The sequence below is a fragment of the Agromyces solani genome, assembly GCF_058349925.1.
On record NZ_JBYRER010000001.1, the window covers coordinates 978,418 to 990,115 of the forward strand.

At 71.7% G+C, this 11,698-nt stretch carries 12 protein-coding genes; 6 read left to right on the plus strand and 6 right to left on the minus strand.

The window, feature by feature from the left end; translation table 11 throughout:
- Positions 1-17: 17 nt before the first annotated feature.
- Entirely contained in the window at positions 18-944 is a 927-nt protein-coding gene (locus tag AC3RJ7_RS04560) for a Ppx/GppA phosphatase family protein (RefSeq protein WP_491454636.1), read from the minus strand.
- A 131-nt stretch (positions 945-1,075) separates the two neighbouring features.
- Between AC3RJ7_RS04560 and AC3RJ7_RS04565 the strand changes: the two genes are divergently transcribed.
- From AC3RJ7_RS04565 to AC3RJ7_RS04580, 4 genes are read left to right on the plus strand one after another with little or no spacing between them, the layout of a single operon-like run.
- Positions 1,076-1,687, plus strand: coding sequence for a TetR/AcrR family transcriptional regulator (locus AC3RJ7_RS04565; protein ID WP_491454637.1), 612 nt, complete (start codon positions 1,076-1,078; stop codon positions 1,685-1,687).
- A complete protein-coding gene (locus AC3RJ7_RS04570; RefSeq protein ID WP_491454638.1) occupies positions 1,684-2,973 on the plus strand; it encodes an MFS transporter in 1,290 nt (429 codons plus the stop codon). The genes AC3RJ7_RS04565 and AC3RJ7_RS04570 overlap by 4 nt, the downstream gene beginning before the upstream one ends.
- Entirely contained in the window at positions 2,973-4,223 is a 1,251-nt protein-coding gene (locus AC3RJ7_RS04575) for an alanine racemase (protein ID WP_491454639.1), read from the plus strand. Before AC3RJ7_RS04570 ends, AC3RJ7_RS04575 begins: the two co-directional genes overlap by 1 nt.
- Positions 4,220-5,548, plus strand: coding sequence for a D-arabinono-1,4-lactone oxidase (locus AC3RJ7_RS04580; protein ID WP_491454640.1), 1,329 nt, complete (start codon positions 4,220-4,222; stop codon positions 5,546-5,548). Before AC3RJ7_RS04575 ends, AC3RJ7_RS04580 begins: the two co-directional genes overlap by 4 nt.
- A 91-nt stretch (positions 5,549-5,639) precedes the next feature.
- On the opposite strand, the gene AC3RJ7_RS04585 is transcribed toward AC3RJ7_RS04580, so the two are convergent.
- The 4 genes from AC3RJ7_RS04585 to AC3RJ7_RS04600 all read right to left on the minus strand — a co-directional run bounded on the left by AC3RJ7_RS04585 (position 5,640) and on the right by AC3RJ7_RS04600 (position 8,818).
- A complete protein-coding gene (locus AC3RJ7_RS04585; protein ID WP_491454641.1) occupies positions 5,640-6,491 on the minus strand; it encodes a trypsin-like serine protease in 852 nt (283 codons plus the stop codon).
- A gap of 82 nt (positions 6,492-6,573) precedes the next feature.
- Positions 6,574-7,308, minus strand: coding sequence for an ABC transporter permease (locus AC3RJ7_RS04590; RefSeq protein ID WP_491454642.1), 735 nt, complete (start codon positions 7,306-7,308; stop codon positions 6,574-6,576).
- On the minus strand, positions 7,305-8,168 hold the full coding sequence (locus AC3RJ7_RS04595) for an ABC transporter ATP-binding protein (protein ID WP_491454643.1): 864 nt from the start codon (positions 8,166-8,168) through the stop codon (positions 7,305-7,307). The genes AC3RJ7_RS04590 and AC3RJ7_RS04595 overlap by 4 nt, the downstream gene beginning before the upstream one ends.
- 32 nt (positions 8,169-8,200) lie before the next feature.
- A complete protein-coding gene (locus AC3RJ7_RS04600) occupies positions 8,201-8,818 on the minus strand; it encodes a TetR/AcrR family transcriptional regulator (RefSeq protein WP_491454644.1) in 618 nt (205 codons plus the stop codon).
- 185 nt (positions 8,819-9,003) lie between these two features.
- On the opposite strand from AC3RJ7_RS04600, the gene AC3RJ7_RS04605 reads away from it, so the two are divergent.
- Both AC3RJ7_RS04605 and AC3RJ7_RS04610 read left to right on the plus strand, forming a co-directional pair.
- Positions 9,004-9,570, plus strand: a complete 567-nt coding sequence (locus tag AC3RJ7_RS04605) for a LemA family protein (protein ID WP_491454645.1) — start codon at positions 9,004-9,006, stop codon at positions 9,568-9,570.
- Between the two features lie 9 nt (positions 9,571-9,579).
- Entirely contained in the window at positions 9,580-10,455 is an 876-nt protein-coding gene (locus tag AC3RJ7_RS04610) for a M48 family metalloprotease (protein WP_491454646.1), read from the plus strand.
- Between the two features lie 10 nt (positions 10,456-10,465).
- On the opposite strand, the gene AC3RJ7_RS04615 is transcribed toward AC3RJ7_RS04610, so the two are convergent.
- Positions 10,466-11,677, minus strand: a complete 1,212-nt coding sequence (locus AC3RJ7_RS04615; protein ID WP_491454647.1) for a winged helix-turn-helix domain-containing protein — start codon at positions 11,675-11,677, stop codon at positions 10,466-10,468.
- Positions 11,678-11,698: the final 21 nt, after the last annotated feature.

Sequence of the window (11,698 nt, forward strand, 5' to 3'; positions counted from 1 at the left end):
GCCGGGGCGAGCGCCACTCACTCCATGAGGTCGAGGCGGCGCAGGATGAGGCCCTCGCGGAGCGCCCACGGCGAAACATCCAGCTCGGCGACGTCGAAGGCCCGCATCGCCTCGGAGAGCACCACCGCGCCGGCCACGATCTGGAACGTGCGGTCGGCCGTGATGCCGGGCAGCGCGGGGCGCGCGTCGGCGGGGATGCGGGCGAGCCGGGGGATCCAGTCGTCGAGCCCCTTGCGCCGCAGGATGCTGCGTTCGTCCGAGCCGACGCCGTCCTCCGTCCAGCCGGCGAGCCGGGCGAGGGAGCGGATCGTCTTCGACGACCCGACGACGTGGTCGGGCGCGGCGATCCCGGCGAAGTCGGCCACCGCACCGGCCAGCACCGCCCGGGCGTGCTCGCGCAGCCGATCGACCTGCTCGGCCGAGGGCGGGTCGTCGGGCAGGAACGCCACCGTCGAGCGGCCGGCGCCGAGCGGCAGCGACCGCGCGACCTCGGGCACCTCGTCGCCGCCCTGTGCGATCTCGAGCGATCCGCCGCCGATGTCGAAGAGCAGGATGCGGCCGGCCGACCAGCCGAACCATCGCCGCACCGCCAGGAACGTGAGACGCGCCTCGTCGTCGCCGCTCAGCACCGAGAGCCGCACGCCCGTCTCGCGCTCGACCAGGTCGAGCACGTGCTCGCCGTTGGCGGCCTCGCGGATCGCGGACGTCGCGAACGCGAGCAGCTCGTCGATGCCCGCCTCGCGCGCGGCCTTCGCAGCGTCGCCGACCGACGAGAGGATCGCTGCGACCCCCTCGCGGTTGATCGCGCCGTCGGGCTCGAGGTACCGCATGAGGCGCAGCACGGACTTGTGCGAGGCCGTGGGAATCGGTCGCGCACCCGGGTGGGCGTCGACCACGAGCAGGTGAACGGTGTTGGAACCGACGTCGAGAACCCCGAGGCGCATGATGCGAGCGTAGCGTCCGGCGTGGCGATCGCCCGCGCGATGCTGCATACTTATGCAACTGGGTCATTTGTCCCAGTCATGGCCGACGCATCGCCGCGCGGCCGTGCCCCGCGAAGGAGCAGGAGATCGCGATGACGCGGATGTCGGCGACCGAACGCCGTGAGGCGCTCACCGAAGCGGCGCTGCGCGTCGTCTCCCGCGAGGGCCTCGCTCAGGCGACGACCCGTGCGATCGTCGCGGAGGCGGGCATGAGCCTCGCGAGCTTCCACTACGCGTTCGAATCGCGCGACGAACTCATCGACGAGCTCATCGGCGTCGTCGTCGCCCGTGAGCGCAAGGCGATCGCGGTCGACGGGCTCGCCGAGGCGGCGGCGCAGGGCGCGAGCCTCGCCCAGCTGCTCGAGGCCGGGCTGCTGCGCTACTTCGACCACCTGCGCGACGACCCCGAGCACGAGCAGGCGATGCTCGAACTCACGCAGTACGCGTTGCGCTCGCCCGAGCGCCATCCGCTCGCGATCGCGCAGTACGCCCGATACGTCGAGCTGCTCGTCGAGGCGCTCGACGCCGCGGCCGAGTTCACCGGCTCGACCTGGCGCCTGCCGGTCGAGCAGGTCGCCCGCGTGCTCGTCGCCTTCAGCGACGGCCTCACCATCACCTGGCTGGTCGACCGCGATGACGCGGCGGCGGGCCGCGTCGCGGCTGCGGCCGCCGACGCCGTCTCGAGAATGGCAGACCCCCGATGACCCGAACCGATCCCGCCGTGCCCTCCGGCGGCGCCCGCACCGAGGCATCCGCCGTCTACGCGGAACCCACGCGCCGCGTGGGAGCCGGATGGATCGCCTCGTTCGCGACCGTCTGGCTGGGGGTCTGGATGGCGCAGCTCACGCCCGTGCAACTGCTGCTGCCCGCGCAGATCGACGAGGAGCTGCAGCCCGAGCACTGGGTCGACTCGGTCGTCGCGTTCGGCACCATCTCGGGCATCGCCGCCGTCGCCACGATCATCGCGTACCCGCTGACCGGCGCGATCTCCGACCGGACGACCAGCAGGTTCGGCCGTCGCCGCCCGTGGATCCTCATCGGCGCGCTCGTGTTCGCGGTCTCGCTCGTGCTGCTCGGGATGCAGACCGAGATGTGGGCCATCGGTGCGGCGTGGGTCGCGGCATCCATCGGGTTCTGCATCATGACCGCCGCGCTCACCGCGACGATCTCCGACCAGGTGCCGGTGAACCAGCGCGGCTTCGTCTCGGGGTGGATGTCGGCGCCGCAGGCGGTCGGCATCATCGTCGGCCTCATCCTCGTGACCGAGCTCGTCACCGACGCCTCGCTCGGCTACCTGCTGCTCGCGGTGCTGCTCGTCGTGCTCGCCGTGCCGTTCCTCACCCGGCACGACGAGCCGCTCGCGCCCGCCCTCCGCACGCCCATGACCCTGCGCACGATCATCGCGGGCTTCTGGATCAGCCCGCGCAAGCACCCCGACTTCGGCTGGACCCTGCTCAGCCGCGTGCTCGTCTCGACCGGCAACGCGCTCGGCACGAGCCTGCTGCTGTACTTCCTCATGTTCCAGCTGAACGACGAGCACGCCGAGGACGACCTCATCGTGCTGACGCTCGTGTACATGGTGTTCGTGATCCTCGCGTCGCTCGTCGGCGGCAGGCTGTCCGACCGGCTCGGGCGCCGCAAGCAGTTCGTGTTCGTCGCCTCGGCGCTGCAGGGCGCCGCCGCGCTGCTGCTCGCGCTCTTCCCCGACCTCACGGTCGCGATGATCGCGGCCGGCATGCTGGGCCTCGGCTACGGCTGCTTCCTGTCGGTCGACCAGGCGCTCGCGACCCAGGTGCTGCCCGACGCGGCGAGCCGCGGCAAGGACCTCGGCATCATGAACATCGCCTCGGCGGTGCCGCAGGCGGTCGCGCCGATGATCGGCGCCGCCGCGGTCGTCGTCTCGGGCTCGTTCATGCTCGTCTTCCTGCTCGGTGCGGCGCTCTCGACGGCGGGCGCGTTCGCGGTCGCGCGGGTGCGGGGCGTGCGCTGATGGCCGCCCTCGACCTGCGCAAGACCGGCACCCCCCTCGCGGATGCCTCGAGCTGGCGCCGGCCGTCGGAGTACTGGCCGCGGCTGACGGCGGCGACGCGGCACCTCGACGCGCCCGTGGGAGCGCTGCACCTCGGCGCGCTGCGGCACAACGCCCTCGACATGCTCCGCCGGGCGAACGGCACGCCGATCCGCGTCGCGTCGAAGTCGCTGCGCGTGCGCGGCGTGATCGAGGCGCTGCTCGCGATGCCGGGCTATCGCGGGGTGCTCGCGTACACGCTCGCCGAGGCGCTCTGGCTCGCCGACACCGTCGACGACGTCGTCGTCGGCTATCCGACGGCGGAGCGCGGCGGCATCCGTCGGCTGGTGACCGACCCCGACTTCGCCGCACGAGTGACCCTCATGGTCGACTCGCCCGCCCAGCTCGACCTCGTCGACGCGGTGCTGCCGCCGGCCCGGCGGGAGACCGTCCGGGTGTGCCTCGAGCTCGACGCCTCGTGGGACGCACCGGTGCTCGGCCACCTCGGCGTGCGCCGCTCGCCCGTGCACGAGCCCGCCGACGCGGGCGCGCTCGCCGCGTACATCGTGAAGCGGCCGGGATTCGAACTCGTGGGCATGATGTCGTACGAGGCGCAGATCGCCGGCGTCGTGAACCGGCCCGAGGGGCGGCCCGTCGACGGCGCGGTCAACCGCTGGATGCAGTCGCGGTCGATGCCCGAGCTGCTCGAGCGACGAGCCCGCGCGGTCGCGGCGGTGCGCGAGGTCGCCGATCTCGAGTTCGTCAACGGCGGCGGCACCGGATCGCTCGAGCGCACCTCGGCCGACCCGTCTGTGACCGAGATCGCCGCCGGATCCGGACTGTTCGGAGGGCACCTGTTCGACGGATACGAGCACTTCACGCCCGCGCCGGCCGCCGCCTTCGCCCTCGACGTCGTCCGTCGTCCGAGCGGGCGGCACGCGACGATCCTCGGCGGCGGATGGGTCGCCTCCGGCCCGCCGGCGCCCGACCGGCTGCCGCGCATCGTCTGGCCGGAGGGGCTCGTGATGGAGCCCCGCGAGATGGCGGGCGAAGTGCAGACCCCCGTGTCGGGGCGCGCGGCCCGCGGCCTCGCGATCGGCGACCGGGTCTGGTTCCGGCACACCAAGTCGGGCGAGCTCGCCGAGCACCTGAACGAGTTCGCCGTCGTCGACGGCGACGACACTGTCGAGATGATCCCGACGTATCGGGGAGAAGGGATGGCATTCCTGTGAGCGCGACCGGAGCGACATGGCGCAACTGGGGCAGGACCGAACAGGTCCGGCCGCTTCGGGTGGAACGGCCCGCCTCGGCGGAGGCGGTGCAGCGCGCCGTGCAGGCCGCTGCCGTGTCGGACCTGCGCATCAAGCCGGTCGGCTCGGGGCACAGCTTCACGGGCATCGCCGTGGCACCCGGTGTGCAGCTCGACCTGGCCGACCTCTCGGGCCTCGTCGACGCCGATGTCGCGACCGGACGGGTGACCCTCCGCGCGGGCACGAAGCTGCACGCCCTGCCGGCACTCCTCGCGCCCTACGGTCTCGCGCTCGCGAACATGGGCGACATCGACCGGCAGTCGATCTCGGGTGCCACCTCGACCGGAACCCACGGCACCGGCCTCGGGTTCGGCGGGCTCGCGACGCAGATCGTCGCGGCGAAGCTCGTCACCGGCACCGGGGAGCTCATCACGGTGAGCGAGAGCGAACGTCCCGAACTGCTGCCCGCGGTGCGGCTGGGCCTCGGCGCGCTCGGCGTGCTCGTCGAGCTCACCCTGCAGCTCGTGCCGCGGTACGTGCTGCATGCCGTCGAGCGGCCCGAGCCGCTCGTCGACGTGCTCGCCGGCTGGGAGGAGCGGGTGCGCGGAGCCGACCACTTCGAGTTCTACTGGCACCCGCACACCGAGGTCGCCATGACCAAGACCAACACGAGGCTGCCGGGCGAGGCGCCGCGCAAGCCGCTCGGCCGGGCCTCGCGGTGGCTCGACGACGAACTGCTCGCGAACGGGCTGTTCCGCGGCGTGTGCGCCCTCGGCACGGCCGCCCCCGGCGTCATCCCGTTCTTCGCCCGCCAGGTCGAGCGGTTGCAGAGCGGGCGCGACTTCGCCGACTTCTCGCCCGACGTGTTCGTGACGAACCGCACCGTGCGCTTCCGTGAGATGGAGTACGCGATTCCGCTCGCCGAGGTCCCCGACGCGCTCCGCGAGGTGCGCGCACTCATCGAGCGCAAGGGCTGGCGCATCAGCTTCCCGGTCGAGGTGCGGGCCGCCGCGGCGGACGAGAACTGGCTCTCGACGGCCTACGGGCGAGAGTCCGGCTACATCGCCGTGCACCGCTATCACCGCGAGGACCCGACCGAGTACTTCGCCGCCGTCGAGGAGATCATGCGCGCCCACGACGGCCGCCCGCACTGGGGCAAGATGCACACGCAGACCGCCGAGACGCTGCGCGAGGTGTACCCGCGCTTCGACGACTTCCTCGCGGTGCGCGACGAGCTCGATCCCGAACGGCGCTTCGCGAACCCCTACCTCGAGCGCGTGCTCGACGGCGTGCACGTCACGGCCTGAGCGGTCGCCCGGCGGGCCGCCGGGCACGGACGAGACGAACGGGCGGATGCCGGAGCATCCGCCCGTTCGCCGGGTCACGCGCTGTTCGCGCCTAGAGACCGAACTCGGCCAGCCATTCGTCGACGACGGGGATCTCGACGCGCTGGTATCCGCCGAGGTACCGGCAGTTCGAGGTGTAGCCGTAGCTCGTCACCGCGACGAGCTCGCCGTCGTGGAACACGGGGCCGCCGGAGTCGCCGAAGCACGTGCCGCCCGTGCCCCAGGGGTCCTTCTCGTTGCCGTTCGTCTGCAGGATCTGCGGGGTGAGCTTCTGCCCCGGCATCTCGACGTAACGACGCAGGATCGGGTAGCTCTCGGGCTCGGGCTTCATGTTGTCGCCCTCCTGGCGCACCTCCGTGCCGTAGCCGACCGCCGTGAACAGCGTCTTCGACAGCGACTTCTGTGCGATGCCGTCGAGCGTGCCGGTCGCCGCGATCTGCGGGTATCCGTCGCCGTGGGACGCGACCGGCTCGTCGAGCACGATCACGCCGACATCGTTCCAGTTCCGCATGTCGGTGAAGTCGGAGTACTGGGGGTGCGTGTACGCGGTGCCGGAGATGTAGCCCGCGTCGGCGAGCTCCTCGGCCGTGTACCCGGCCTCGGGGTCCTCCGCCGTCGGCAGGAAGCTCGGCGGGGCGTCGTCGAGGTAGGTGTCGAACGTGACGAGCGTCTTGCCGAGCGTGCCGAGCGTGCAGTGCGCCGCCGTGATGACGACCGTCGGCGACACGAGCGTGGCGCTGCAGCGGTAGCGGCCGGTGCTGTCGTAGAACGCGATCAGCCCGACATCGGGGTGGAGCTCGCCGTCGGCGGTGCCGCCGGTCGACGCATGGGCGGGGGCAGCACCGACGGCGAGGCCGCAGACGGTGGCGAGGGCCGCGAGGGCCGCGAATATCTTCTTGCGCATCGCTCTCTTCCGATCGAGGGACAGTGCCACGATCCTGCCCGTCCCCCGCGGGCGTTGTCGAGAGCTGCGCACGAAACCTGCGTCAGGGGGTGCGTCGACGCAACGTGATCGAACCGACGACGATGGAACCGACGATCCATGCGCCGATCGCGAGAATCCGCACCATGATCCACTCCGCGGACTCGCTGTCGGCGGCGACCGCCTGCAGCGCGTCGATCGCGTAGCTCAGGGGCAACCAGTCGCTGATCTCCTCGAGCCCGGCCGGCAGCTGGTCGCGGGGGATGAAGATGCCGCCGAGCAGGATCTGCGGGAAGACGATGAGCGGCATGAACTGCACCACCTGGAACTCGGTGCGCGCGAACGCGCTCGCGAGCAGGCCGAGGGCCGTGCCGAGCAGCGCGTCGGCGACCGCGACGCCGAACAGCAGCCAGATCGATCCCTCGATCTCGAGCCCGCACACCCAGACGGCGAACGAGACCACGATGGCGGTCTGCACGACCGCGAGCAGCCCGAACGCGAGCGCGTAGCCGAGGATGAAGTCCCCCTTGCCGAGCGGCATGGCGAGCAGGCGCTCGAGCGTGCCGCTGCGCCGCTCGCGCAGGGTCGCGATGCTCGTCACGAGGAACATCACGATGAACGGGAACAGTGCGATCATCGCCGGACCGATGTCGGCGAACACGTCGGTGTCGACGAAGATCCAGGCGACGAGCCCGACGAGCAGGCTCGGCACGACGAGCAGCAGTGCGATCGTACGGTGATCGTGCCGGATCTGCCCGAGCACGCGACCGGTCGTCGCAAGGGTCCGTGCGGGGGTCATCGCGACTCATCCTCGGGCGCGGGTGCCTCCGAGGACGCCGCTGCGTGCCGGCCGCCCCCGGGCGATTCCTCGTCGGGTGCGCGGAGGTCGGGTTCGCCGCGGTCGATGAGCCGGAGGAACGCCGTCTCGATGTCGTCGGTCCCGGTGACCTCGAGTACGCCCTGCACCGTGTCGTCGGCGAGCAGTGCGCCGTCGCGCATGAGCAGGAGCCGGTCGCAGCGCTTCGCCTCGTCCATCACGTGGCTCGAGACGAGCAGCGTCCTCCCCTCGTCGGCGAGACTGCGGAACATGCCCCAGAGCTCGACGCGGAGCACCGGATCGAGGCCCACGGTCGGCTCGTCGAGCACGAGCAGTTCCGGCTCGCCGAGGAGGGCGGCCGCGAGCGACACCCGGCTGCGCTGGCCACCCGAGAGCGTGCCCGCGAGCCGGCCGGCGACCGACCCGAGATCGGTGCGCTCGATCACCCGGTCGACGTCGCCGGCCGGCGCACCGAGGACATGGCGGAAGTAGGCGATGTTCTGCCGGACCGTGAGGTCGTCGTAGACGCTCGCCTGCTGCGTGACGTATCCGACCCGTCGCCGCAGGTCACGACTGCCGGCCGGCCGGCCGAGCACCTCGATGCGGCCCGCCTTCACGACCTGCACGCCGACGATCGATCGCATGAGCGTGGTCTTGCCGCTGCCGCTCGGCCCCAGCAGGCCCACGATCATTCCGCTCGGCACCGCGAGCGACAGCCCGTCGAGCACCGCGGTTCCGCCGCGGACCACGTGGAGGTCCTCGGCGATCACGGCGGGCCCGGAGCCCGCGATCGCATGCGCGCCCGAGCGCCGTGAGCCCGAGGCATCCGAGCTATTCATCATGTGTGGAATAATTCGCCGGTGGCGGCCGGATGTCAAGGCCCCGGGGGACGTCCGGTCAGGTGCCATTGCACCGACGGGCCGACGCGGGCGACGAGCTCCTCGGTCGGCAGCGAGGCGACCGGCTCGAACTCGAGCACGTAGCGCACCATGATGACGCCGACGAGCTGCGACGCGGCGAGTTCGGCACGGAGCTCGGCGTCGGCGGCCTCGAGCCGCTCCGCGATGCGGTGCATGATCTCGCGGCGCAGGAACTCGCGCAGCATCCGGGAGACCGGCCCCTGGCCGATCGCCGACCGCAGCGCGGCCACGGCCGCGGGGCGTACCGTCGTGGAGTCCCACGCCGTCAGCACCGCGCGCACGAGCCGCTCACCCAGGTCGTCGAGGGGGCCGTCGAGCGCGGCGGCCACCAGGCGGTCGGGCTGCAGCGGCACCTCGACCACCTCGGTGACGAGCTGCTGCTTGTCCTCGAAGTAGTGGTGCACGAGCGCGGGGTCGACACCCGCCCGGCGGGCGATGGCCCGCATCGAGGCGGCCTCGTAGCCCCGCTCGCCGAACTCCTCGGTGGCGGCCGCGAGGATGCGGGCCCGCGTGTCGCCCGGCTTCGCGCCCCTGGGGCGACCCGGGCGCCGTCGGGGGCTGCGCTCGGTCACAGTCCGAGCCTAGCCCTGCGCGCGAGCGGAGCGCCGCCCGTGGGCGGCGCAGCTGTCTATGCCCGGGCCCGGAGCCGGCCCGGGGGTTCCTCCGAGTCTCATGGGAAGGCCGGTCCGCGGAGGACCCGATCGGTAGGATTGTTCACGCCCCAGATCTGCTGCCGAACGCGCTAGGAGTCCGTGCCATGGAATGGCTCATCCCCGTCATCATCGTCGTCGCGCTCGTGGTGATCATCGGCATCTACCTCTGGGCCACGTACAACTCGCTCGTCACCCTCAACGTCCGCGTCGACGAGGCGTGGAGCGACATCACGGTGCAGCTCAAGCGCCGGGCCGACCTGATCCCGAACCTCATCGAGGCGGTCAAGGGCTACGCCGCGCACGAGAAGAGCGTCTTCGAGTCAGTCACCCGGGCTCGTGCCGAGACCCTGCAGGCGCAGGGACCCGCCGAGGCGGGCGTGGCCGAGAACCACATGCAGCAGGCGCTGAAGTCGATCTTCGCGGTCGCCGAGGCGTACCCGCAGCTGCAGGCGAGCCAGAACTTCCTGCAACTGCAGGCCGAGCTCGTCGACACCGAAGACAAGATCCAGGCCTCGCGCCGCTTCTACAACGGCGGCGTGCGCGAACTCAACACGAAGATCAAGGTGTTCCCGAACACCCTGTTCGTGCGCGGCCTCGGCTTCCACGAGCGCGACTTCTTCGAGGTCACCGAGGCCGCGGCGATCGCCGAGCCTCCGCGCGTCCAGTTCTAAGGGCCGGCCTTGTATCGCGCGATCGCCAGGAACAAGCGCAACACCGTCTTCATCATCCTGTTCTTCCTCGCCGTCATCGGCGGGCTCGGCTGGCTCGCCGGGGTCGTCTACCAGGACCTGACGATCGTCGTCGTGACGCTCGTCGTGGCGACCGGCTACGCGCTCATCCAGTACTTCACCGCCGACCGGCAGGCGCTCTCGATGTCGGGCGCGATCGAGGTCCGCTCGAAGGCCGACCACCCTCGGCTCTGGCGCACGGTCGAGAACCTGTCGATCGCGACGGGGACCCCGATGCCGCGTGTCTACGTCATCTCCGACCCGGCGCCCAACGCGTTCGCGACCGGCCGCGACCCGCAGCACGCCGTCGTGGCGGCGACCACGGGCCTCCTCGAGATCATGGACGACGCCGAGCTCGAGGGCGTCATGGCGCACGAGCTCGGCCACGTCCGCAACTACGACATCCGGCTGTCGATGATCGTGTTCGGACTCGTCGTCGCGGTCGGCTTCATCTCCGACATGTTCGTGCGCATGGCGTTCTTCGGCCGGGGCAACAACAACTCGAACCCGATCGTCATGGTGTTCGGGCTCATCGCGATGCTCATCGCCCCGCTCGTCGCGAGCCTCGTGCAGCTCGCGGTCTCGCGCCAGCGCGAGTACCTCGCCGATGCCACGGGGGCGATGACCACGAGACATCCCGACGCGCTCGCGCGGGCGCTCGTGAAGCTCGAGGCGTACGGTCGGCCCATGCAGCGCCAGAACTCGTCGATGGCGCACCTCTGGATCGCCGACCCGCTGAAGCCCGGCCTCATGAGCCGGTTGTTCGCGACGCACCCGCCGATCCCCGATCGGGTCAAGCGACTCGAGGAGATGGGCGGCAGCTTCTAGGCCGCCGCGGCTACGCCGCGACCGCGAGCTCGGCGGCGAGGGCGGGGGAGAGGTCGCCGCGGCCCACGACGAGCACCTCGTCGAGGCCCTGCCAGGCCGCCGCGCGACGGAGCACGGGCACGAGACGCGCCGCCGTCTCTGCCGGTGCATCGGCCTCCGACCAGGCCGCCTGCACCCGCAGCACGCCCGCTTTGCGGTCGCTCTTGAGGTCGACCCGGCCGACGACGCGGTCGTCGACGAGCAGCGGCAGGCAGTAGTAGCCGAACCGACGGTCGGGCTCGGGCGTGTAGATCTCGATGCGGTAGTGGAAGTCGAACATCCGCTCGGTGCGCGGGCGGAACCACACCACCGGATCGAACGGCGACAGGAGCGCGACGGCGTCGATGCGGCGGGGGCGTCGCGCGTCCCGGTGCAGCCAGGCCGGGGTGGGCCGGCTGCCGGTGCGCCAGCCCGGCACCTCGACCGGGAGCAGTACGCCGGCCGCCTCGAGTTCGGCGATCGCCTGCCGCACGGGCGCCCGCTTCATGCGCCAGTAGTCGGCGAGGTCGGCCTCGGTGGCGATGCCGTACGCGACCGCCGCGCGTTCGACGAGCGTGCGGACGGCCTCCTCGACGGGCGGCGCCGTCTCGAGCAGCTCGGCGGGCAGCGCCTGCTCGGGCAGCGCGTACACGCGCTCGAACCGCTGCCGGTCGACGCAGACGACGTCGCCCGTGCGGAACATCATCTCGAGCGTGCGCTTGACGTCGGACCAGCCCCACCAGGGACCGCGGCGCACGTTCGCGTCGTGCTCGATCTCGCTCGCACGGAGCGGGCCCTTCTCGGCGAGCTCGGACCTCAGCCAGCCCGCGAGACCGTGATCGTCGGCGACCCACCCGCCCCAGTCGTTGCCCGCGCGCCGGTACTCTTCGCGGCGGAACTCGAACAGCGGCCAGAGCTCGCGCGGGATGTACGCCGCCTGGTGCGCCCAGTACTCGACCATGCGCCCGCGACGCCCGGACGTGATGCGGTCGAGCTGCGCCCGGTCGTAGTCGCCGACGCGGCTGAACGCCGGCAGGTAGTGGCTGCGCTCGAACACGTTCACGGAATCGATCTGGAGCAGCCCCAGCCGGTCGACCACGCCGTTCAGGGCGCGGGTGCCGGCGGTCTCGGGCAGTGGGCGCGCGAATCCCTGGGCAGCGAGCGCGATACGGCGGGCGAGGGCGGGGCTGACGACGTCGACCATGATGATCCCGACGCTAGCGCG